We start from the raw sequence: 25,232 nt of genomic DNA, 5'->3' as shown, positions 1-25,232 counted from the left end.
GCAGGGAGTCCGCAGGATGGAAAAGAAAACGCAGGCGCTGCAGGCGCCGATCTCGCCGCGCCCGAAGAACTTCGTGGCGCACCTCCGCACACTGGCCGACACGCGGCACGACGACGTCTGGCTCACCGTTGTGAGCGCGGCGGATGGCGAGGACCACGCGGAGCCGATCAGCTACGGCGCCTTCGAGCGCCGCGTGCGCGCACTTGCGGCCCGGCTGCAGCAGCAGTTCGCCAGGGGCGAGCGCGCCCTGGTCATGCTGGACAACGGCGACCACTACGCGGTGGGCATGCTGGCCTGCTTCTACGCGGGCGTGATCGCGGTGCCGGTGTTCCCGCCGGAATCGGCGCGCCCGCAGCACCTCGCACGGCTGAGCGGCATCGCCGCCGATTCGCAGGCGCGCTGCGTGCTGACCTCCGACGCCATGGCACGCGCGATGAATGCAACGAGCGCGGGCTCGCGCCAGTTCGGCGATGCGGACATCGTCGCCGTCGACACCGTGGACATCGCGCTGGCCGACGGATGGGCCCCCTTCGAGCCGGCCGGCGGCGACGTCGCCTTCCTGCAATACACCTCGGGCTCCACCTCGGCGCCCAAGGGCGTGATCGTGACGCACGGCAACCTGATGGCCAATGAGGAGGCGATCCAGCGCAGCATGGGTGTCGGGCCGGGCGACAGCTTCGTCTCCTGGGCGCCTCTCTATCACGACATGGGTCTGATCGGCGGACTGTTGCAGCCGCTCTACAGCGGCATTCCGCTGGTGCTCAGCTCTCCGGGTTACTTCCTGGAGCGTCCGGTGCGCTGGCTCGAACTGATCTCGCGCCATCGCGCGACGCTCAGCGGCGGCCCCGACTTTGCCTACCGCCTGTGCCTGGAGCGCGTGAAGGACGCGCAACTGGCCCGGCTGGACCTGTCGAGCTGGCGCGTGGCCTACACCGGCGCCGAACCCGTGCGCGCCGATACCGAAATCGAGTTCATCTCGCGCTTCGCACCCGCGGGCTTCGACCCGGCGGCCGTCTATCCCTGCTACGGCCTCGCCGAAGCGACGCTCTTCGTCACCGGCGGCCGCCGGGGCGGCGGACTGGTTGCGCCCACGTTTTCCGCCGCCGGCCTCGCCAGCGGCGCAGGAACCCCGGCGGACGAGGGCGCGACGCTGGTCGGCTGCGGCGATGTCGCGCCCGGCCATCGCCTCGAGATCGTCGATACCGAATCGCTCTCGGCCGCGGCCCCCGGAAAGATCGGCGAGATCTGGACCTGCGGCCCGAGCATCGGCCACGGCTACTGGGGCAAGGAGCGCGAGACGCGCGAGACCTTCGTCGAGCGGGACGGCCAGCGCTGGCTGCGCACTGGCGACCTCGGCTTCATGCACGAGGGCCAGCTCTACGTCACCGGCCGCATCAAGGACCTGATCATCGTCCGCGGCCACAACATCTACCCGCAGGACATCGAGCGGCTCATCGAGGCCGAGGTCGATGCCGTGCGCAAGGGCCGCGTCGCGGTCTTCGCCACGCAAGGGCCGGGAGGCGAGGGCATCGGCGTGGCCGCCGAAGTGTCGCGCAGCATGCAGAAGCTGGTGCCGGCCGCGGCGCTGGTCGATGCGCTGAGTGCCACCGTGGGCGAAGTGTTCGGCGAGACGCTGTCGGCCGTGCTGTTGCTCAATCCGGGGGGCATGCCCAAGACCACCAGCGGCAAGCTGCAGCGCAGTGCCTGCCGTGCGGGCTGGCTCGACGGCAGTGCCGACGCGTATGCCGTCTACCAGCACGGCGCCTTTGTGCGCGGAGGCCCGGTCGAGGCCGTTGCCGAGGCGCCGCTCGACGAGGTCGAGCAGGCCGTCGCCGCCATCTGGCGCGAGGTCTGCAGGTACGGCGACGACCGTGCGCTCGGCCGCGATGCCCACTTCTTCAACTGCGGCGGTAGTTCCCTCACCGCCACGCAGGCGGCTGCGCGCATCGGCGCGCGCTGGCAGATCGGCTTTCCCGCGCGCAGGCTCTTCGAGCAGCCGCGCCTTCGCGATTGCGCGGCGGCCATCCGCGAACTGCAGCTGCAGGGCGTGCACCCGCAGCCCGCGCCCATCGCCGTTCTCTCCGCAGAGCGGCGGCTGTTGCCGTTGCCGCTCTCGCACGCGCAGGAGCGCCAATGGTTCCTCTGGCAGATCGATCCCGGGAGTCCGGCCTACCACGTGAGCGGCGCGCTGCGCCTCACTGGCGCCTTGCGGGTCGATGCGCTGCAGCCGGCCTTTGATGATCTCGTGGCGCGCCATGAATCGCTGCGCACGGTGTTCAGTGCCGGCGTCGATGGCAGCGTGGAGCAATGGATCAAGCCGGCCGGCTCGGTGCCGCTGTCGCTGGTCGACCTGCGCGGCCCCGAGGCCGAAGCCGATGCGCAACTGGAAGAAGCCACGCGGCGCCTCAAGGCCCAGCCCTTCGACCTCACGCAAGGCCCGCTGCTGCGCGCCGCGTTGATCCGCATCGCCGATGAGGTGCATGTGCTCGCCGTGGTGATGCATCACATCGTGTCCGACGGCGCCTCGATGCAGTTGCTGATCGACGAACTGGCCGCAGGCTACGCAGCGCACCTGAAGGGCAATGCCGTGCGCGTGCCCGCGCCGCGAATCCAGTACGCCGACTACGCGCTCTGGCAGCGCGAGTGGCTGGCGGCAGGCGAGGGCGAGCGGCAGCTGGCCTGGTGGCGCGCGCAACTCGGCGACACGCACGCCGTGCTCGACCTGCGCACCGACCACCCGCGCAAGCCGCAGGCCGGCTACAGCGCCGCGCGCCATGCCTTCGAACTCCCGGCGAGCCTGCTCGCGCAGTTGCGCAAGACCGCGGATGGCGGCAACGCCACGCTCTTCATGGTGTTGCTGGCGGGCTTCCAGGCGCTGCTGCACCGCTACACGGGGCAGGAAGAAATCCGCATCGGCGCGCCGATTGCCAACCGCAACCGCGTGGAATCCGAAGGCGTGGTCGGCCTGTTCGTCAACACGCTGGTGCTGCGCAATCCGATCCATGGCCGCCTCGGCGCATCGAGCGTGCTCGCGCAGGCGCGCGATGCAGTGCTGGGCGCGCAGGCGCACCAGGATCTGCCCTTCGAGCAGCTCGTGCAGATGCTGCAGCCCGAGCGCAGCCTGAGCCGCACGCCGCTGTTCCAGGTGATGTTCAACCACCTGTTCGAGGACTACCGCGCGCTCGGCCAGTTGCCCGGCATCGCCGCGCAAGAGCATGCGCTGCCCGATCTCGCGGCGCAGTTCGAGCTCACGCTCGAGGCGCGCGAGCGGCCCAGCGGCCAGCTCTCGCTCGCCGTGATCTACGCGGCCGAGCTGTTCGAGCCCGACACCATTGCGCGCATGGCCGGCCACTACGTCGCGGTCCTGCAGGCGCTGGCCGATCGTCCTGATCAACCCGTCGGCGACATCGCGCTGCTCGGCGCGCCGGAGCAGGCACGGCTCGCGCAGTGGGGCGTGAATGAGCATCGCGAGCCGCAGCCCGAGCCCGTGCACCGCATGATCGAGCGGCAGGCCCGCACGCAAGCTGATGCCACCGCGCTGCTCTACGCCGACGAGTCGCTCGGCTTCGCGGAACTGAACCGCCGCGCCAACCGGCTGGCGCACCGGCTGATCGCGCTGGGCGTGAAGCCCGAGGTGCTCGTGGGCATCGCGATGGAGCGCTCAATCGAAATGGTCGTCGCCATCCTGGGCGTGCTGAAGGCGGGCGGCGCCTATGTGCCGCTGGACCCCGAATACCCCGCAGAGCGCCTGGCCTACATGGTGCAGGACAGCGGCATCGGCCTGCTGCTCACGCAGAGCAGCCTCGCCGATTGCGTGCCCGACCGTCGTGGACTCACGGTGCTGGAGGTGGACGCCGCCGATTTCAGCGCCGAGCCCGAGAGCGATCCGCAGGTCGGCCTGCACATCGAGAACCTCGCCTACGTGATCTACACCTCGGGCTCCACCGGAAAGCCCAAGGGGGCGGCCATCCGCCACAGCGCGCTGCACAGCTGCATGGCGTGGATGCAGGGCATCTACAAGCTCACGCGCGCCGACACCGTGCTGCACAAGGCGCCGTTCGGTTTCGACGTGTCCGTGTGGGAGCTGTTCTGGCCGATGACCGCGGGCGCAAGGCTGGTGGTGGCCAACCCCGGCGATCACCGCGACCCTGCGCGACTGGTCGAACTGATCCAGCGCCACCAGGTCACCACGCTCAACTTCGTGCCCTCGATGCTGCAGGCCTTTCTTGCGCACGAGGGCATCGAGACCAGCACGCGCCTGCGCCACATCATCTGCGGCGGGGAAGCGATGCCGGCCGAGACCCAGAAGGAAACGCTCGTGCGCCTGCACGGCGCGGGCCTGCAGAACCTCTACGGCCCCACCGAGACCACGATCCACGTGACGCACTGGGCCTGCCGCAACGACGGCCGGAGCCAGGTGCCCATCGGCAAGCCGATCAGCCACACCAGCACCCACGTGCTGGATGCCGATCTCAATCCGGTGCCGCAAGGCGTGGCGGGCGAGCTGTACCTGGGCGGCATCAGCCTCGCGCGCGGCTACCTGAAGCGGGCCGGCCTGAGTGCCGAGCGCTTCGTGGCCGATCCGTTCGACGGCGCCGGCGGCGGGCGGCTCTACCGCACCGGCGACCTCGTGCGCTGGAACGGCGAAGGGCAGCTGGAGTATCTGGGCCGCATCGACCACCAGGTGAAGATCCGGGGCTTTCGCATCGAGCTCGGCGAGATCGAGGCGCAGCTGCTTGCACAGCCCGCCGTGCGCGAAGCCGTTGTAATCGCCAAGGAAGGCCCCGCCGGTGCGCGGCTGGTTGCCTACCTCGCGCCGCATGCGGGCGAGGCCATCGACACCGCGGTGCTGAAAGACCGGCTTGCGCAGGCGCTGCCCGACTACATGGTCCCGCGCGCCTTCGCGGTGCTCGATGCATTGCCGCTGAACGCCAACGGCAAGGTGGACCGCAAGGCACTGCCCGAACCGGCTATTGCCGGCGGCCAGGCCTACGAGGCGCCGCAAGGCCATGTTGCGCAGACGGTGGCCGCGGTGTGGTCCGAGGTGCTGCAGGTCGCGCAGGTCGGCTTGCACGACAACTTCTTCGACCTGGGCGGCCACTCGCTGCTGCTGATCCGCGCGCACCGGCTGCTGGAAGACCGGCTGCACACCGCCATCCCCGTGGTCAATCTCTTCAAGTACCCCACCGTCCAATCCTTGGTCCAGTGGCTGGAGCAGGCCCCCGCGCGCGCCGCCGCATCGGCCACCGCGGCCGCGGCCGGCGACGACCGGGCCCTGCGCCAGCGCGCCGCCATGCTTCAACGCCGCAAAGCGGCAGAGAGAGTCAACTGATGTCCCAACCCTTCGAACCCTCCGAGCCGAGCGGCATCGAGATCGCCATCGTCGGCATGGCCGGGCGCTTTCCCGGCGCCGACGACGTGGACGCCTTCTGGCGCAACATCCGGGACGGCGTGGCCTCGGTCTCCCGTTTCACCGACGAGCAGCTGCGCGCGCAAGGCGTGCCGCAGTCGCTGCTGGACGATCCCGACTACGTGAAGGCCGGCGTGATGCTCGAGGGCTTCGACAAGTTCGATGCCGGCTTCTTCGGCTACTCGCCGCGCGAGGCCGAAACCCTCGATCCGCAGCAGCGCATCTTCCTGGAGTGCGCCTGGGCCTCGCTGGAGCACGCGGGCTGCGACGCCGCCCGCTGGCCGGGCAAGGTCGGCGTGTATGCGGGCGAGGGCGCCAACGTGTACCTCATCCGCAACCTGCTGCCGTCGTTCGGCCTCGGGGCGGCGAGCGGCATCGCCGACTTGCTGGGCCTCATGAGCGGCAACTCGGGCGGCTCGCTGTGCACCCGCGTGTCGTACAAGCTCGACCTGCGCGGCCCCGCGGTCACGGTGCAGACCGCCTGCTCCACATCGCTCGTCGCGGTCCACACGGCCTGCCAGGCGCTGTTGAGCCACGACTGCGACATGGCCCTGGCCGGCGGCGTGTGGCTCAACCTGCTGCAGGAAGGTGGCTACCGCTACCAGGCTGGCGCCATCCTTTCGCCCGACGGCCACTGCCGCGCCTTCGACGCCAAGGCGGCCGGCACCGTCATCGGCAGCGGCGCGGGCATCGTGGTGCTCAAGCGGCTGGACGACGCGCTGCGCGACGGCGACACCATCCATGCGGTCATCAAGGGCACCGCAGCCAACAACGACGGCTCCGCCAAGGTCGGCTTCACCGCGCCCAGCGTGGACGGTCAGGCCGAGGTGATCCGCGCGGCACAGCTCATCGCGGGCGTGCCGGCCGACACCATCGGCTACATCGAGGCGCATGGCACCGCGACCACGCTCGGCGACCCCATCGAGCTCGCCGCGCTCACGCAGGCATTCCGCGCCGAGACCGCGCGCCGCGGCTTCTGCGCCGTGGGTTCGGTGAAGACCAACATCGGCCATCTGGACGCCGCAGCCGGCGTGGCCGGGCTCATCAAGACGGTGATGGCGCTCAAGCACCGCATGCTGCCGCCCAGCCTGCACTACGAAAACCCCAATCCGCAGATCGATTTCGCCTCCAGCCCGTTCTACGTCAATGCGCAGCTGCGCCCGTGGCCCGAGGGCGAGGCACCGCGCCGTGCGGGCGTGAGCTCGTTCGGCATCGGCGGCACCAACGTGCACGTGGTGCTCGAAGAGGCGCCGGCAGTTCCCGCGGCACGGACCGCTTCCGGCTGGCAGGTGCTGCCCGTGTCGGCAAAGGACGAAGCAGCGCTGGTGCAGGGCCGATCGCAACTCGCGGCGCATCTGCAAGCCCATCCGGAACTGGCGCTGGACGATGTGGCCCACACGCTGCAGAGCGGACGCCGCCCCTTCGCGTGGCGCAGTGCCGTGGTGGCCAGCCAGCCGGCGATGGCCTCGGAAATGCTGGCTTCGCCGATGACCCGCTCGTCGCGCGTGCCCGCCGCCGCGCCCGAGGTGGTGTTTCTGTTTCCGGGCGGTGGTACGCAGCATGCACGCATGGGCGAGGCGCTCTATCGGGACAGCGCCGTGTTCCGCGAAGAGTTCGACCGCTGCGCGGCGTTGCTGAAGGCCGGCACCGGCATCGACCTGCTCGCGCTGGTGTTCCCGGCCGACGGCGACGAAGCCGCAGCGAACGAGCGGCTGTTCCGCATCGAATACGCGCAGCCCGCGCTGTTCGCCGTCGAGTACGCGATGGCGCGCTGGTGGATGAGCTGCGGCGTACAGCCCGCGCTGATGCTTGGACACAGCCTTGGCGAATACGTGGCGGCCTGCCTGTCGGGCGTGTTCTCGCTCGAAGACGCGCTGCGCATCGTCGCCGCGCGCGGCCGCCTGATGCAGACGCTCGCAGCGGGTGCGATGACGGCGGTGTCGCTGCCCGAATCGGCGCTGGCCGAATTCCTTCGCGACGGCTGCGACCTGGCGGCGGTGAACGGCGAGCAGCTCTGCGTGCTGGCCGGCCCGGTGGACGCCATCGAGCGCGCGGAGGAGGCCTTGCGCGCGCGCCAGCAACTGCCGCGCCGCCTGCATGTGGCCATCGCCTCGCATTCGAGCCTGGTCGATCCCATCGTGGCCGAGCTGGAGCAGCTGATCGCTTCGCTGCCGCGCCATGCGCCGCGCATTCCCTTCCTGTCGAATGCGACCGGCCAGCCGATCACCGAAGCAGAGGCAACCAGCCCGGCGTATTGGGGCCGCCATCTGCGCGGAACCGTGCGCTTCGCGGACGGCCTGCGCGAGATCTTCGCCGCGCCCGGCCGCGTGGTGCTCGAGGTGGGCCCCGGCGAGACGCTTGCGGGCCTCGCGCGCCAGCATCCGCAAAGCCGCGAGGCCGCGGGCATCTGGGCGAGCCAGGCCCACCCGCAGCAAACGGCGCGCAACGCCCAGCAACTGGCCATTGCCGTGGCCGGGCTTTGGACCGCGGGCGTCGACATCGACTGGGCGGCATGCCGCGCGGAGGGCGCAAGCCGTCGCCGCGTGCCGTTGCCCACCTATGCCTTCCAGCGCAAGCGCTTCTGGATCGAGGCGGGCGAGGCCGCGCAGCCTGCGAAGAGCACCTCGCCGAGCCTCTTCTACACGCTCCGCTGGGAGCGCAGCGCACCGCTTGTACCCGCAGGAAAGCAGGGCGCGCGCGCAGGTTGCACGCTGGTGCTGGGCGATGCAAACAGCTTCACCGACCGGCTCTCGCGCACCCTGCGCGAGCGCGGTGAAAAAGTGGTGCTGGCCTTGCGCGGGCCGCGCTTTGCCCGCACCGCGCCGGGCCAGTACGCCCTGCGCGCAGCCGAGCGCTCCGACCACGAAGCACTGCTGCGCGAGGTCGAAGCCGAAGCCGGGCCGGTGCTGCGCCTGCATCACCTGTGGAGCCTGGACGGCGACCGGCCCGCGGCATCGCACGCGCAAGTCTTCGAGGCCGGCTACTTCAGCCTGCTCGCACTCGCGCACGGGCTCGATGCGGTAGGCGCAGCGGGCCGCGGAACCATTGCGCTCAATGTGGTGACCGACCGGGTCGAAGACGTTGCCGGCACCGAGCCGCTCGCACCCGAGAAGGCCACGCTGCTCGGCCTCGCGAAGATCCTGGGCCAGGAGTACCCATCGATTGCCTGCCGCGTCGTGGACGTGGTGCTGCCCGCAGCCGAGAGTGCAGCCGAGGCCGAGCTCGCGCGCCGCGTGGCCGACGAGGCATGGGCGGCGCCCGATGAATTCCTGGTGGCTTACCGCGGCCCGCATCGCTGGCTCAAGCGCTATGTGCCGCTGTCCGATGTGCCCGCGCCCGCCGCGAGGCAGCGCCTGCGCGAAGGCGGCGTCTATCTCATCACCGGCGGCATGGGCGGTGTCGGCCTTGCGATGGCACGCTACCTGAGCCGCACCTGGAAAGCGAAGCTCGTGCTGCTCGGCCGCACGCCCCTGCCCGGGCGCGGCGATTGGGAGCGCCTCGTCGCGGATGCTGCCCAGCCCGTGGTGCTGCGGCGCAAGCTGCAGCAGCTGATCGATCTCGAAGCGGACGGCGCCGAGGTGCTGCCGCTCGCGGCCGACGTGAACGATGCCGCGCAGCTGCGCACCGCGCTCGCGGCCGTGCACGCACGCTTTGGCGCAGTCCACGGCGTGGTGCATGCCGTCGTGCACCCCGACCGCGGCATGATCGCCCAGCGCACGCCGGCACTGGTCGAAGCGGCCTTCGCGCCCAAGATCGCGGGCACGCTCGCGCTGCTCGACGCGCTGCGCGCCGAGCCGCTGGACTTCGTGCTGTTCTGCTCGTCGATCTCGGTGCTCATCGGCGGCCTCGGCCGCAGCGACTACGCCGCTGCCAATGCCTACCTGGACGCACTTGCCACGGCCAGCCGCCGCAGTTCGCCGCTGCCGCTGTTCTCGGTCAACTGGGACGCGTGGCGCGACGTTGGCGTGGCCGTCGACATGGACCTGCCCGAGGGCGTGGGCCTGGACGAACGCACCGGCGTGCTCGCTTTCGAGCGCATCGCCAACGGCCCCGACCTGCCGCAGACCATCGTGTCCGCCTCGCCGCTGGCACAGCGGCTCAGGCCGCTCGACGACCTGTTCGATTCCCTCGACGACGCGCCCGCAGCCGAGCTGCGCACCGGCCATTCGCGCCCCGTGCTGCAGACGCCGTATGCCGCCCCTGAAGGCGAGCTGGAAGGCGTGCTTGCCGGCTTCTGGAGCGATGCGCTGGGCATCGTGCCCGTGGGCGTGCACGACAACCTGTTCGAGCTGGGTGGCGATTCGCTGCTCGCCATTCGCCTGCTGGCCCGCGTACGCAAGGCCTACGGCGTGGAGCTGCATCCCGCCGCGTTCTTCAAGGCGCCGACCATCGCCGAGCTGGCGACCCTGGTCGAGCTGCGCCTGATCGAGGACATCGAACGCGAAGCCGAAACCGCAGAAACCACCGAAGGCAGCGCACCATGAGCGAGACCCAGAACCTCTCCGAACGACGCGCCCGGCTCACGCCGGCGCAACTGAGCCTGCTGCAGCAGCGCCTGAAGCGCGATGCGGCCCCGGCGCCTGCGCGCGCGGCAATCGTGCGCGGCCAGGACGATGGCGTCGGGGCCGCCGCGCCCGTGTCCTTCGCGCAGCAAGGGCAGTGGTTCCTGTGGCAGTTGAACCCGGGCAACACCGCCTATCACGTCGGCGGCGGGCTTGGCTTCTCGGGGCCGCTCGACATCGCTGCCTTGCGCGATGCCATGCAGGCGCTCGCGGCGCGGCACGAGGCGCTGCGCACCGTCTTCCGGTCGGGGGCGGGGGGACTGCCCGAGCAATGCATTCAGGCGGCGGTCGAGATCGCAATTCCCTTCATCGACCTGGCCGCACTCGACGCAGCGGCGCGCGAATCGCGCTACGCCGAAGTGGTGGCGGACGTCTGCCGCACACCTTTCGACCTGAGGGCCGGCCCCTTGCTGCGCGGCACGCTGCTGAAGATGGCGGAGGGCGAACACCAGTTGCTATTGATGATGCATCACATCATTTCCGATGCCTGGTCGGTCGAACTGATGCTCGACGAGCTGGCCCAGCTCTATGCGATGCGCGTTCAGGGCGTGCCGGCATCGCTGCCGCAACCGGAAATCCGCTACGTCGACTTCGCCCGCTGGCAGCGCAAATGGCTGGACGACGGCGAGGGCGAGCGCCAGCTCGCCTACTGGCGCGGCCGGCTCGGCGACAGCCACCCGGTGCTCGCGCTCGCCACCGACCGGCCGCGCGCCGCGGACGCGGACTACAGCGCGGCGCAGCACACGCTGGACGTACCTGCCCAGCTCGTGGAGGCGCTGAAGCGCCAGTCCCGCGAGCAGGGCGGCACGCTGTTCATGGCCTTGCTCACCGCGTTCCATGCCTTGCTGTTTCGCCACACCGGGCAGCCGGAGATCCGCGTCGGCGTGCCCGTGGCGGGGCGCGGCCGGCCGGAGACCTCGGGCGTCATCGGCGCCTTCATCAACACCGTGGTGCTCGATGCGCGCATGCACGGACAGCTGCGCCTGGCCGACCTGTTGCAGCAGGTGCAAGGCGTGTCGCTCGAAGCGCAGGCGCACCAGGACCTGCCGTTCGAGCGGCTGGTGCAGGCCCTGCGCCCCGAACGGGGGCATGCGGGCTCGCCGCTGTTCCAGGTGATGTTCAACCACCTGGGCCAGGGCGACCGGCTGTTGCAAGGCTGGCCCGCACTGCGCGTGCGCCGGATCGATCTCGCCCAGCGTGCCGCGCCGTTCGAGCTCACGCTGGAAACCATCGAGCGCGCAGACGGCGGCATCCAGGCCAACTTCCGCTATGCGGCGGAGCTTTTCGAGCCGCAGACCATGGAGCGGCTTGCAGGCCACTATTGCCGCGTGCTCGAAGCCTTGGCCACGCGCCCCGCATCGACGCTGAACGAGCTCGATCTGCTGGGCGATGCGGAAAAAGTGCAGCTTGGCCGGTGGAGCGTCAACACGCACAGCCACGGCGAGGCCGTGCCGGTGCACCGCCTCATCGAACGGCAGGCGGACCGGCGTCCGGATGCGGTCGCAGTGCTGTTCGGCGACGTGTCGCTCAGCTACGGCGAACTCAACCGCCGCGCCAACCAGCTCGCGCACCGGCTGATCGAAGAGGGCGTGGGCCCCGAGGTCAAGGTGGGCATTGCGCTGGAGCGCAGCCTGGAGCTGGTGACAGGCCTGCTCGCGGTCCTGAAGGCCGGTGGCGCCTACGTGCCGCTGGACCCCGAGTACCCGGCGGAGCGCATCGCCTACATGGTCGAAGACAGCAAGCTCGGCCTCGTGCTCGCGCACAGCAGCCTGGCCGATCGCCTTGCGCTGCCGGCCGGTATCCCGGCGCTCGCGCTCGACAAGCTGGACCTCGGGAGCATGGCGCAGACCAACCCCGTGGTCGCGCTCAACGGCGAAAACCTCGCCTACGTGATCTATACCTCGGGCTCCACCGGCCGTCCCAAGGGTGCGGCCAACCGGCACGCCGCGTTGCACAACCGGCTGGCATGGATGCAGGCGGCCTATCCGATCGACGGCGCGGACACCGTGCTGCAGAAAACGCCGTTCAGCTTCGACGTGTCGGTGTGGGAGTTCTTCTGGCCGCTCATGGCCGGCGCGCGGCTGGCCGTGGCGGCGCCCGGCGATCATCGCGAACCCGCACGCCTTGCACATCTGATTCAGCGCCACGGCGTGAGCACGCTGCACTTCGTGCCCTCGATGCTGCAGGCCTTCCTGGCGCACGACGGCATCGAGGCCTGCACGAGTCTGCGGCAGATCGTCTGCAGCGGCGAGGCATTGCCTGTCGAGGCGCAACTGGGCGTCTTCAAGCGGTTGCCGCAAGCAGCGCTGCACAACCTCTACGGTCCTACCGAGGCGGCCATCGACGTCACGCACTGGACCTGCCGCAGCGACGGCCGCAGCCAGGTGCCGATCGGCCGGCCCATTGCCGGCACGCAGGCCTTCGTTCTCGATGCCGACCTCAACCTTGCAGCGCCGGGTGTGGCGGGCGAGCTCTATCTGGGCGGCATCGGGCTTGCACGCGGCTATGTGGAACGCGCGGGGCTCACGTCCGAGCGCTTCGTGGCCGACCCTTTCGGCACGGCCGAGGGCGCCCGCCTGTACCGCACAGGCGATCTCGTGCGATGGAACAGCGAAGGGCAGCTCGACTACCTCGGGCGCATCGACCACCAGGTGAAGATCCGCGGCTTTCGCATCGAGCTCGGCGAGATCGAGGCCCAGCTGCTCGCGCAGCCCGAAGTGCGCGAGGCTGTCGTCGTCGCCAGCCAAGGGCCGGCTGGCGCGCGGCTCGTGGCGCATGTCTCGGCGCAGGCTGGCCAGGCCGTCGACGCCGCGCAGCTGCGCGAACGCCTCGGCCGCGTGCTGCCGGACTACATGGTGCCGGCCCTCGTCGTCGTGCTGGACAGCCTGCCGCTCAACCCGAACGGCAAGGTGGACCGCAAGGCGCTGCCGCAGCCCGAGCTGGCGAGCGCGCGCGCCTACGAAGCGCCGCAGGGCGAGGTGGAAGAAGCGCTGGCCGCCATCTGGGCCGAAGTGCTCGGCGTGGCGCGCATCGGCCGCCACGACAACTTCTTCGAGCTCGGCGGCCATTCGCTGATGTCGGTGCAGCTGGTGGCCCGCGTACAGCGCGCAATGCATGCGGAGCTCTGCGTGAAAGACGTCTTCCAGCATCCGGTGCTCGCCGCCATGGCGGGGCTCGTTGCTGCAGCGGCGGCCAGAAAGCCCGTCGCCCAATCCCTTTCGGACATTGATTCCTTCATCGACAGTTTGGAGATCGCTTGATGGAAATCACGGCAACCCACCTTCACATCGGCAAACGCTTCTCGGGCCTCGCCCCCGCGCAGCGCCGCGCGGTCTACCAGAAGATCCGCGCGGAGGGCCTGGCCATCGGACAGTTTCCGATTCTTGCGCGCGATGCGGCTGCGCAGGCGCAGTGCCCCGCCTCGTATGCGCAACTGCGCCAATGGTTCCTGTGGCAGCTGGAGCCCGGCAGTTCGGCCTATCACATCTCGGGCGGTCTCAAGCTCAAGGGCCGGCTCGACCGGCAGGCGCTGCAGGCCAGCTTCGACGCTTTGCTCGAACGCCATGAGTCGCTGCGCACGGTGTTCCAGGCGGATGCCGGCGGCCATGTCGAACAGCGGATACGGGAGGGCGTGACGCTGGAGATTCCGCTGACCGATCTTTCGGGCCCGGAGGCTGAAGCTCGCGACGCCCGCGCGCGGGAAGAGGCCGTGCGCCTGGCCGAAACGCCCTTCGATCTCACGGCCGGGCCGCTGCTGCGCGTCGCAATCATCCGCCTGGCCGCCGACGAGCACCTGCTGGTCGTCGTCATGCATCACATCGTGTCGGACGGCTGGTCGATGCAGATCCTGGTCGACGAATTCGTCGCGCAATACCGTGCGCGCGCGGCCGGGCAGGCGCCGCGGCTCGCCCCCCTGCCGATCCAGTACGCCGACTACGCGCTGTGGCAGCGCCACTGGCTCGAAGCCGGCGAGAAGGATCGCCAGCTCGGCTACTGGAAGGCGCAGCTGGGCGCGGCGCATCCGGTGCTGCAGTTGCCCACGGACCACGCGCGGCGCAGCGACGGCAAGTACAGCGTTGCCCGCCACGAGTTGGCGCTGCCGCTGCCCCTGGCCGATGTGCTGCACCGGCGCGCGCAGGCCGAGGGCAGCACGCTCTTCATGGTGCTGCTCACTGCGCTGCAGGTGCTGCTGCACCGCTACACCGCGCAGCAGGACATCCGCGTCGGCGTGCCCGTGGCCAACCGGCACCGGGTGGAGTCGGAGCGCGTCATCGGCTTCTTCGTCAACACGCAGGTGCTGCGCAATGTGCTCGACAGCCGCACCAGCCTGCGGCAGGCACTGCAGCAAACCCGCGAGGCGGCACTCGGCGCACAGGCCCATCAGGACCTGCCGTTCGAGCAGCTGGTCGAAGCCCTGCAGCCCGAACGCAGCCTGGGCACGGCACCGCTGTTCCAGGTGATGTTCAACCACCAGCGCCGCGACAACGCGGCGCTTGCCACGCTGCCTGGCCTCACGTTGGAAGACTATGAGATCGGCACGCAGGTGGCCCAGTTCGAGCTGACCCTGAGCACCGTCGAAGATGCGCAGGGCCACCTGCAGGCGAGCTTTCATGTGGTGCAGGAGCTGTTCGACCCCGAGACCGTCGCCCGCATGGCCGCGCATTACCTGGGCGTGCTGCGCGCGCTTGCCGAACGGCCCGAGCAAGCGGTGGGAGACATCGACATGCTCACCGCGGGTGAAAAGGAACGGCTCGCGAACTGGGGCGTGAACGGTTCCGGTGATCGCAGCACCGAGCCTGTGCACCATCTGATGGCCCGGCACGCGAAGACCAACCCGGATGCGCCCGCGCTGCTCTTCGGCGACGAGGTGCTGAGCTACGGCGAACTCGACCGCCGCGCCAACCGCCTGGCGCACCGGCTGATCGCGATGGGCGTGAAGCCCGAGACGCGCGTCGGCATCGCGGTGGAGCGTTCGCCCGATATCGTGGTCGGCCTGCTCGGCATCCTGAAGGCCGGCGGCGCCTATGTGCCGCTCGATCCGGAGTATCCCGCCGACCGCCTGGCCTACATGGTGGAGGACAGCAGTATTGCGCTGCTCGTCACGCAAAGCCATGTGATGGCGGGCCTGCCGCTGCGGGACGGCCTGCGCGTGCTGCAGCTGGACACCGCCGACCTGGCCGGCGAGCCCGACAACGCACCCCATGTGCCCGTGCATGCGGGCAACCTCGCCTACATCATCTACACCTCGGGTTCGACCGGCATGCCCAAGGGCGTGATGGTGTCGCACGGCCCGTTCGCCGCGCACTGCGTGGAAACCGCGGTGCTCTATGAAATGGGCCGGCAGTCGCGCGAGCTGCACTTCCTGTCGTTCTCGTTCGACGGGGCGCACGAGCGGCTTTTTACGGCGCTGTGCTGCGGCGCATCGCTGCTCCTGCGCGATGCCTCGCTCTGGAGCGCCGAGCAGACGCTCGACGCCATGCAGCGCCACGGCGTGACCAATGCCGGCTTCCCGCCGGCCTACCTGCGGCAACTGGCCAACTGGGCGCGCGACACCGGCCGCTGCCCACCGGTGCACCTGTATTCCTTCGGCGGCGAGGCGATGTCGCGCGAAGGCTTCGACGCCGTGTGCCGGCACCTGAAGCCCGCGCTGCTGATCAACGGCTACGGCCCGACCGAGGCGGTCGTCACGCCGATGCTGTGGAAGGTTGCAAACACCGCGACATTCTCCGAGGGCTATGCGCCCATCGGCCGGCCCGTGGGCAACCGCAGCGCCTACGTGCTCGACGTGGACCTGAACCTGGTGCCGCGCAACGTGGCCGGCGAGCTGTACCTCGGCGGCGAGGTCCTGGCGCGCGGCTACCTGCACCGCGCGCCGCTCACGGCCGAGCGCTTCGTGGCGAATCCCTTCGATGCGCAAGGCGGGCGCCTCTACCGCACCGGCGACTGGGTGCGATGGCGCGACGACGGGCAGCTCGAATACCTGGGGCGCATCGACCACCAGGTGAAGATCCGGGGCTTTCGCATCGAGCTCGGCGAGATCGAGGCGCAACTGCTGGCCCAGCCCGAAGTGCGCGAAGCGGTGGTGGTCGCAAGGCCCGGGCCGAGCGGTGCGCGGCTGGTGGCTTATGTGTCGCCGCGGGACGGCCGGCTCGCCGACGCGGCCGTGCTGAAGGAGCGGCTTGCCCGCGCGCTGCCCGACTACATGGTGCCGGGCTCGCTGGTGGTGGTCGACGCGCTGCCGCTCGCCCCGAGCGGCAAGGTCGACCGCAAGGCGCTGCCGGAGCCGGCCGCCGAACACGGCAAGGCTTTCGAGCCGCCGCAGGGCGCAGCCGAAGAGGCCATTGCGGCGGTATGGACCGATGTGCTGGGTCTCTCGCGCGTGGGCCGCGACGACAACTTCTTCGAGCTCGGCGGCGATTCGATCCTGAGCCTGCAGATCGTGGCGCGCCTGCGGCTGGCGGGCTGGAAGGTCGCGCCCAGGCAGATCTTCGAGCGGCAGACGGTGGCGCAGCTCGCGGCTGTCATGGCACCGGCCGATGCGTTGCTTGCCCCGGTGGGTGATGTGCAGGGTGAAGCCCCGCTGCTGCCGTTCCAGCATGCGTTCTTCGGGATGGACATGCCGGTGCGCGCGCATTGGAACCAGGCAGTGCTGCTGAAGAACCGCGAGCCGCTGCAATTGCCGGCCTTCAGGCAGGCGCTGCGCGCGGTGGTGCAGCAACACGACAGCTTGCGCCTGCGCTACCGGCAGGACGCCGGCGGGCTGTGGCACCAAAGCTATGAGACCGTGCCCGAAGACCAGTTCGCGGAGCTGGTGTGGGTGCGGCGCGCGGCGGATGCCGCGCAGGTGGCGCCGCTGTGCGAAGAGGCGCAGCGCAGCCTGGACCTGGCGCACGGCCCGCTGGTCCGCGCGCTCGCCGTCGAGCTGCCGGACGGCGACTCGCGGCTGTTGCTGGTCGTTCACCACCTGGTGGTCGATGGCGTGTCGTGGCGCATCCTGCTCGAAGACCTGCAGGCCGCGTACCGGCAGAGCCTTGCGGGCCAGGCCATCGCGCTGCCCGCTGCGGGCAGCAGCTGCAAGGACTGGGCCGTCGCATTGCAGGGTTATGCAAAGGCCCATGGCGGCGAGCTCGCCCACTGGCAGGCGCTGGCCGACGTGCCGGCTGCGCTGCCATGCATGCGTCCGCATGGATCGAACACCGCGGCCGACCAGGAGAGCGTCGAGTGGCGGCTCGACAAGGCCACCACGGAGGCGTTCCTGAAGGATGCACCCGCGGCCTACCGCACGCAGGCCAACGACCTCCTGCTGACGGCACTGGGCCGCGCGCTGTGCGCGTGGAGCGGGCACGACAGGCTGCTGGTCGACCTGGAAGGCCACGGACGCGAAGACCTGTTCGCGCACATCGACCTGTCGCGCACGGTCGGCTGGTTCACCGCGCTGTTCCCTGTGGCGCTCGATCCGCTCGGCGCAGAAGGCGAGGCGCTCAAGCGCGTGAAAGAAAACCTGCGCCGCGTTCCGCGCAAGGGCGTGGGGCACGGCATTTTCAAGCATCTGGGCGATGCCGCGCAGCGCGAGGCGGTGCGCGCACTGCCCAGGGCGCAGGTGGTCTTCAACTACCTCGGCCAGTTCGACAACAGCGGTGCCGATGCGCAGGCGCAATGGAGCCTCGCGCAGGAGCCCAGCGGCGCGCCGGTGGATGGCGCCGCGCCGCTCACGCACGAGTTCTCGATCAACGGCCAGGTCTACGGCGGCGAGCTCTCGCTGCGCGCGAGCTACAGCCGCGCACGCCACGACCGCGACGCGGTCGTGGGCTGGATGCAGCGCTTCCGAGAGGAACTCGAAGCGCTGGTGCGGCATTGCACAAGCGGTGCCGAAGGGGTGACGCCGGCGGATTTTCCGCTGGCCGCCATCGACCAGCCGCAGCTCGACGCGCTGGCGCTGCCGGTGGCAAACCTTGCGGACCTGTACCCGCTCTCGCCGATGCAGGCCGGCATGCTGTTCCACAGCCTGTTCGCGCCCGGCGGCAGCGCTTACCTGAACCAGTTGCGCGTGGACATCGACGGGCTCGATGCCGAACGCTTCAAGGCGGCTTGGCGCGCAGTGCTCGAGCGGCACGAGGTGCTGCGCACCGGATTCGTCCAGGGCGAAGCTGGGTGGCAATGGGTGGCAAGGCAGGTCGAGGTGCCGCTGGCCGAACACGACTGGCGGGGGCGCGTCGATGCGCCCAGGGCCCTGGACGCGCTGGCCACCGAGCAGCTTGCGCAGGGTTTCGACCTCGCGCGGCCGCCGCTGATGCGGCTCGTGGTGGTGCGCGTTCGCGATGAGCGGCACCACTTCGTCTGGACCATGCACCACCTGCTGCTCGACGGCTGGAGCACGTCGCAGCTCATGGGCGAGGTGCTGCGGCATTACGCGGGCGAAGCACCCGCGGCCCCCGGCGGGCGCTATGCCGACTACATCGCGTGGCTGCAAGGGCGCGACGGCGCTGCCGACGAGCACCACTGGCGCCAGGAACTCGCCTGCCTCGAAGGTCCCACCTGGTTGGCCAACACCTTGCCCAAGCCAGCGGTCGAACAGGGCGGGCACGGCATGCACCGCCACGAGATCGACGCGCCGCGCACGCGCGCGCTGCTCGAAGCGGCCCGGCGCGAACGCGTGACCCTCAACACGCTGGTGCAGGCCGCGTGGGCGCTTCTGCTGGCGCGCCATACGGGACAGCGCAGCGTGAGCTTCGGTGCCACCGTGGCGGGCCGGCCGGTGGATCTTCCCGGCGCGCAGCAGATGCTGGGCCTGTTCATCAACACGCTGCCGGTGATCGCCACGTTGCAGCCGGACCAGCGCGTGGGCGATTGGCTGCGGGCGCTGCAGGCGCGCAACCTCGCGGCGCAGGACCACGAGCACACGCCGCTCTACGAAGTGCAGCGCTGGGCGGGGCAGGGCGGACAGGACCTGTTCGACAGCCTGGTGGTGTTCGAGAACTATCCGCTCGATCAGGCGCTGAAACAGCAGGCGCCCGGCGGCCTGCGCTTCGGCGAGGTGCGCAACCGCGAGGAAACGAACTATCCGCTGACCCTTTCCGTGCACCAGGGCGACACGCTGGTGCTGAGCTACAGCCACGCGCGCAGCCAGTTCGACGAGGCAGCGGTGGGCGCGCTGGCCGCGCACATGGACAGGCTGCTCGGGCTGCTGGCCCACGCGCCGGACGCGCGGCTGGGGGACATGGGGCTTGCGGACACGCTGCCGCCGCCGGGTGAGGCGATGCGCAATACAAGGGGCGATGTCGAACCCGTGCACCGCTGGATCGAGCGCCAGGCCAAGGCGAATCCGCAGGCCATTGCGCTCGTGCTCGGCGATGAGACGCTCGGCTACGGCGAGCTCGACGCCCGTGCCAACCGGCTGGCGCACCGGCTGGTCGCGCTCGGCGTGAAGCCCGAGGTGAAAGTCGGCATCGCGGTCGAGCGCTCCATCGAGATGGTGGTGGGCCTGCTCGCGATCCTGAAGGCCGGCGGCGCCTATGTGCCGCTGGACCCCGAGTACCCGGCCGACCGGCTGGCCTACATGATCGAGGACAGCGCGATCCGCCTGCTGCTCACGCAAAGCCATGTGAAGGCGAAGCTCCCGGCGGGCGATGCCCTGCAGGTGCTGGAGCTCGACACGCTCGACCTGCGCGCCGAACCGGCGCACGCACCCGAATGGGCGGTGCACGCCGACCACCTCGCCTACGTGATCTACACCTCGGGATCGACCGGCCGCCCCAAGGGCGCGCAGCTCACGCACCGCAACGTGGCGCGACTGCTGGGCGCCACCGACGGCTGGTTCCGCTTCGGCGCACAGGACGTGTGGACGAATTTCCATTCCTACGCGTTCGACTTCTCGGTGTGGGAAATCTTCGGCGCGCTGTGCACTGGCGGCAAGCTGGTGATCGTGCCGTACTGGGTGAGCCGCTCGCCCGACGACTTCGTGGCCTTGCTGCGCGCACAGCGCGTGACCGTGCTGAACCAGACGCCATCGGCCTTCCGCCAGCTGGCCCACAGCCCGGCGCTGGAGGATGGCGAACGCCTTTCGCTGCGTTGCGTGATCTTCGGCGGCGAGGCGCTGGAGCCGGAGAGCCTGCGGCCCTGGATCGATCGCTTCGGCGATGCGCAGCCGCAGCTGGTCAACATGTACGGCATCACCGAGACGACGGTGCACGTGACCTACCGGTCCATCGTGCGGTCCGATCTCGAACAGAAGCGCAGCCCCGTGGGCGTGTGCATCCCGGACCTCGGCCTGTGGGTGCTGGACAGCGACCTCAACCCGCTGCCCGTGGGCGTGCCGGGCGAGTTGCACGTGTCCGGTGCAGGCCTGGCGCGGGGCTATCTCAACCGCGCCGGCCTCAGTTCGGAGCGCTTCATCGCCGCACCGTTCGGCGAGCCGGGCAGCCGGCTGTACCGCACCGGCGACCTGGTGCGCTGGCGTGCCGACGGCCAGCTCGACTACCTCGGGCGCATCGACCACCAGGTGAAGATCCGGGGCTTTCGCATCGAACTCGGCGAGATCGAGGCGCAGCTGCAGGCCCAGCCCGAGGTGCGCGAAGCGGTGGTCCTGGCCAAGGACGGCCCGGCGGGGGCGCGGCTCGTCGCGTATGTGTCGCCGCGGGCCGGCCGGGAGGTGGATGTCGCGGTGCTGCGCGAGCGGCTCTTGCAGCACCTGCCCGACTACATGGTGCCCTCGGCCATCGTGCGGCTCGACGCGGTGCCGCTCAACGCGAACGGCAAGGCCGACCGCAAGGCGCTGCCCGATCCGGAACTCGCGAGCGACACGGCCTATGCCGAGCCGCAGGGCGAGGCCGAGACCGCACTCGCGGCGATCTGGTCCGAGGTGCTGGGCGTGGAGCGCGTCGGGCGCCACGACAACTTCTTCGAGCTCGGCGGCCATTCGCTGCTGGCGGTGCAACTGGTATCGGGCGCCAAGCGGCGCTTCGGCATCGAGCTGCCGCTGCGCACGGTGTTCGAGCAACCCTCGCTGATGGCATTCGCCGTCGCCGTGGCCGCGGTGGCCACTGAACCGCCAGACGGCGCCACGGTCTCCCAGGACCGCGGCGTCGAGCGCATCGATGCCCTCCTGGGCGAACTGGAGATGGAAGACCTATGAGCCTGGAAATGACCGCGCTCTCGCGCCGCTTCGCTGCCTTGCCTGCGGCCAAGCAGCGCGTGTTTCTCGAGAAGCTGCGCGCGAGCGGCGTGGGTTTCGACGCGCTGCCCATCGTGCCGCGCGATCCCGCAGCGCCGGTGCCGGTGGCCTATGCGCAGCGCGCCCTGTGGCTGGTGTGGCAGCGCGCGCCGCAGTCGCCCGCGTACAACCTGTCGGGGCGGCTGGCACTGCCCCTGTCGTGCACGCCGCAGCAGGTGCAAGCCTGCCTCGCCCAACTGGTGGCGCGGCACGAGGTGCTCTGCACCACCTACCCGGCCGGCGCCGAAGGGCAGCCGCTGCAGCACATCGACCCCGGGCATCGCTTCGGCTGGGTGGTGCGCGAATGGACTGGCTCGCGCGCGGACAGCGAGCGCGAGCTTGCGGGTGCCGCCACCGAGTTCGGTGCGCGGCCGTTCGATCTGGAGCATGGCCCCGTGTTCCGCGGCCAGCTGAACGTCTTTGCCGACGGCGTGCCCGAACTCTTTCTCGCGGTGCATCACATCGCGGCCGACGGCCAATCGGTGGCGCTGCTCGTCGCCGAACTGCAGGCGCTGCTCGCCGCGCCCGCGGGAAGTGCACAGCCTGCGGCGCCGGCCCTGCAGTACGCCGACTACGCCGTGTGGCAACGCCAGTGGCTCGAAGCCGGCGAACTCGAAAGACAAACCGCGTACTGGCGCGAACAACTGCGGGGTGCGCCGCAAAGCACGCCGCTGCCGCTGGACCGTCCGCGCCAAAGGGTGCGCGATGCGCGCGGCGGGCAGATCAGCTTCGCGCTGCCGCCGGATGTGTCGCAGCGCCTGAAGGAGCTGGCGCGCAAGCAGGCCGCATCGCCGTACATGGTGGCGATTGCGCTGCTCGGCCTCCTGGTCTACCGCTACAGCGGCGAGCGTGACGTGTGCATCGGCTCGCCGTCGACCACGCGCGACCGCCCCGAGCTGGCTGCCCTGGTGGGCCACTTCACCAACGTGCTGGTGCTGCGCATGAAGGTGGACCCCGCGGCCGGCTTCGTCGCGCTGCTGTCGCAGGTGCGCGAGCGCGTGCTCGAAGCCAAGAGCCACCAGGACCTGCCGTTGGACATGCTCGTCGAGGCGTTGGCGCTGGAGCGTACGCCGGGGTTGCATCCGCTGTTCCAGATCAAGTCGACGCAGCAGGCGGCGGGGGCTGTGCCCGCCGATCCGGCGGCTGCCGCGCACGGCATCGGCGTGGACGAAGTGCACTTCGACCTGAGCTTCGACCTGGTTGACGCCGGCGGTGCACTGTCCTTCGTTCTGGCGTATGCCGTGGACATCTTCGACCATGCGACCATCGAGCGGCTGGCGGATGCGCTGCGCAGCCTGGCGGCGCAGGTTGCGGCCGATCCGGCGCGCGCGTTGAGCGGCATGCAGTTGGCCGGCGATTCGAGCCTGCGCGGGGAACGCGCCTGCTGGCCCGCCGACAACGTGCTGGCCCTGTTCGACCAGGCGGCCGCAAGGCGCCGCGGCGCGACGGCGCTCACCTTCGGCGACCGCGCGCACAGCTTCGATGAACTGGCGCGCGCTGCCGGCCACTGGGCCGCCGAGCTCGAAAGCCGCGGCATCGGTACCGAGCAGCGCGTGGCCGTCTGCATCGAGCGCACGCCCGAATTCGTGCTGGCGGCGCTGTCGGTGCTGAAGGCCGGGGGCGTCTACGTGCCCATCGACCCGGCGCTGCCACAGCAGCGCATCGACGAGCTGCTGGCCGATTGCGGCGCTGTGCTGGTGCTGGTGTCCGGCGGCAAGCCGCGGCAGGCCGCGCTGCCGTGCCTGCAGGTGGGCTTCGACGTGCCGGGCGGCTTCGTGCCGCACCGTGCACGTGCGGTGCATCCTGCGCAGGCCGCCTACCTGATCTACACCTCGGGATCGACCGGCCGGCCCAAGGGCGTGGTCGTTCACCACGGCGCGCTGGCCAACTACGTGCAGGGCGTGCTCGAGCGGCTGGCGCTGCCCGAGGACGAGAGCTTCGCGATGGTGTCCACCGTCGCGGCGGACCTGGGCCACACCTCGCTGTTCGGTGCGCTGTGCTCGGGCGGTGCGCTGCACCTCGTCTCGAGCGACGCGGCCTTCGATCCCGATGCATTTGCGGACGGCATGGCGAAGACGCGCGCCGGCGTGCTGAAGATCGTGCCCAGCCATCTGAAGGGCCTGCTGAACGCGCAGCGCGCGGCCGCGGTGCTGCCGTCGCATACGCTCGTGCTGGGCGGCGAGGCGACGGACGCCGCGACGCTGCAGGCCATTCGGGCGCTGCGGCCGGACCTGCGCATCTTCAACCACTACGGGCCGACCGAGACCTCGGTCGGCATGCTGACGCATGCGGCGCCGGCGCAGGCCGACGGAGCCGGCAGCCTGCCGCTGGGCAAACCCATTGCGAACATGGACGCCTGGGTGCTCGACGACGCATTGCAGCCCGTGCAGCCCGGCATGGCGGGCGAGCTCTACATCGGCGGTGCCGGCGTGGCGCGCGGCTATCTTTCACGCGCCGGTCTTTGCGCCGACCGCTTCGTTGCTTCCCCCTTCGGCGACGGCCAACGCCTGTATCGTGCGGGGGACCGCGTGCGCCAGCGCAGCGACGGCACGCTGGAGTTTCTGGGCCGCAGCGACGACCAGGTGAAGATTCGCGGCTACCGCGTCGAGCCGGGCGAAGTGGCGGGCCGCATCCGCGAACTCGATGGCGTGGCCGATGCAGTGGTCGTTGCAGAGCAGGGCGCGCAGGAGAGCACAGTGCTGCGCGCCTACGTGGTTGCCGGACCGGGCGGTTCGCCCGACGTGGAACAGCTGAGGCACGCGCTGGCGGACAGCCTGCCGGCGTGGATGGTGCCCGAGCGCATCGTGCTGCTCGACGCGCTGCCGCTCACGGCGAACGGCAAGATCGATCGCAAGGCGCTGCCGCGCCCGGCGCAGCCCGAGCCCGCGCGGCTTTTCGACGCCCCGCGGGGCGCGACCGAAGAGGCGCTGGCCCGCATCTGGAGCCAGGTGCTCGGCGTGGACCGCATTGCACGCGGCGACAACTTCTTTGCGCTGGGCGGCGACTCCATCCTGAGCTTGAAGCTGGTGGCGCGCATCCGCAAGCAGTTGCCCGGCGGCGGCCAGCTGAGCCTGCCGGATGTGATGCAGGCCAGCAGCCTCGGCAGCCTCGCCGAGCGGCTGCGGCAGAAGTTCGAGGGTTCGCACGACGCCGTCTGCCTGAGCGCGAGCGGCACCGGCGTGCCGCTGTTCTGCCTGCCGGGACTCATCGTGAACACGCGCGAGTTCCTGCCGCTCGCGCAGGCGCTGCAGGGCGAGCGCGTGGTGTACGGCTTCGTGAGCCACGTCTACACGCGCAAGCGCTGGCGCGGTTTCGATCTGCAGGCGCTGGCCGCCGAGTACGCGAGCTTCATCCTCGCCACGGCCACCGAGGGGCGCTGCGCGCTGCTGGGCTGGTCGTCGGGTGGCGACCTGGCCTTCGAACTCGCGCGGCAACTGCAGGGACGCATCGAGATCGTGTTCACCGGCATGCTGGACGTGTTCGAGACCGCGCCGCTGCGCGCCTCGACGCCGCTCGATGCTGCCCGGCGCGCCCAGGCCGACGAGGTGCTCTCGGAGTGGTTGGGCCGCTCGGAAATGGCCGGGCACTGGAAGGCGCTCTTCGCCCGCATGGACGACGAGGAACTTGCCTGGGTGGCCGAGCAGGTGCTGGATTCGGCGCAGCCGCTGCCGCTCGACGGCACCGGCGACGAGGCGGCCGAGTACCTGTTGTGGACGACGCTCGACAAGCGCGCGCAGGCCGCGCGCTACACCTATGCGCGCTCACCGCTGCCGCTGCACGTGTTCCTCGCGGACAGCTCGCTGCGCCGCGAGGAGACGCTGCGCAACTGGGCCGACCACGCGCCGGTGGTCTCGGCCGAAGTGCTGCCGCAGGCCGATCACCTGGACATCGTTCGCCATCCCGCGCTGTGCGCTGCGCTGAAGGGGCTGCTGCGCGAGGCCGATGCGGCGCATGGCGCCGTGCAGGCAGGCCTGGCCGCGCAATCGGCCTGAGCCGGAAGGAACCACGCAAAAAAGGGGGCGCAGCGCCAGCTGCGTCCCTTTTTTGCGTT

The 25,232-nt window shown here is 70.4% G+C and carries 5 protein-coding genes; all 5 read left to right on the top strand.

From position 1 onward, the window contains the following. The first annotated feature begins 16 nt into the window (after positions 1 to 16). From ACAM54_RS18335 to ACAM54_RS18315, 5 genes are read left to right on the top strand one after another with little or no spacing between them, the layout of a single operon-like run. Positions 17 to 5,332 (top strand): amino acid adenylation domain-containing protein, encoded by a 5,316-nt coding sequence (locus ACAM54_RS18335; RefSeq protein WP_369648494.1) that lies wholly within the window; start codon positions 17 to 19, stop codon positions 5,330 to 5,332. Beyond that, positions 5,332 to 9,894, top strand: coding sequence for a beta-ketoacyl synthase N-terminal-like domain-containing protein (locus ACAM54_RS18330; RefSeq protein ID WP_369648493.1), 4,563 nt, complete (start codon positions 5,332 to 5,334; stop codon positions 9,892 to 9,894). The genes ACAM54_RS18335 and ACAM54_RS18330 overlap by 1 nt, the downstream gene beginning before the upstream one ends. Beyond that, positions 9,891 to 13,232, top strand: a complete 3,342-nt coding sequence (locus tag ACAM54_RS18325) for an amino acid adenylation domain-containing protein (RefSeq protein WP_369648492.1) — start codon at positions 9,891 to 9,893, stop codon at positions 13,230 to 13,232. Before ACAM54_RS18330 ends, ACAM54_RS18325 begins: the two co-directional genes overlap by 4 nt. Further along, positions 13,232 to 21,103 carry an amino acid adenylation domain-containing protein gene (locus tag ACAM54_RS18320; protein WP_369648491.1) on the top strand — a complete coding sequence of 2,624 codons (7,872 nt, stop codon included), beginning with the start codon at positions 13,232 to 13,234 and terminating at the stop codon, positions 21,101 to 21,103. Before ACAM54_RS18325 ends, ACAM54_RS18320 begins: the two co-directional genes overlap by 1 nt. After that, positions 21,100 to 25,173, top strand: coding sequence for an amino acid adenylation domain-containing protein (locus ACAM54_RS18315; protein ID WP_369648490.1), 4,074 nt, complete (start codon positions 21,100 to 21,102; stop codon positions 25,171 to 25,173). Before ACAM54_RS18320 ends, ACAM54_RS18315 begins: the two co-directional genes overlap by 4 nt. Positions 25,174 to 25,232: the final 59 nt, after the last annotated feature.

The organism is Variovorax sp. V93, assembly GCF_041154485.1.
Taxonomy (GTDB): Bacteria; Pseudomonadota; Gammaproteobacteria; order Burkholderiales; family Burkholderiaceae_C; genus Variovorax; species Variovorax beijingensis_A.
Note: the sequence above shows the minus strand (reverse complement) of the source record. Positions and strands in the feature narration are given on the sequence as shown.

Excerpts from the sequence above, each read along its gene's own strand:
- ACAM54_RS18335 (WP_369648494.1), top strand. The coding sequence starts at position 17 with ATGGAAAAGAAAACGCAGGCGCTGCAGGCGCCGATCTCGCCGCGCCCG.
- ACAM54_RS18330 (WP_369648493.1), top strand. The coding sequence starts at position 5,332 with ATGTCCCAACCCTTCGAACCCTCCGAGCCGAGCGGCATCGAGATCGCC.
- ACAM54_RS18325 (WP_369648492.1), top strand. The coding sequence starts at position 9,891 with ATGAGCGAGACCCAGAACCTCTCCGAACGACGCGCCCGGCTCACGCCG.
- ACAM54_RS18320 (WP_369648491.1), top strand. The coding sequence starts at position 13,232 with ATGGAAATCACGGCAACCCACCTTCACATCGGCAAACGCTTCTCGGGC.
- ACAM54_RS18315 (WP_369648490.1), top strand. The coding sequence starts at position 21,100 with ATGAGCCTGGAAATGACCGCGCTCTCGCGCCGCTTCGCTGCCTTGCCT.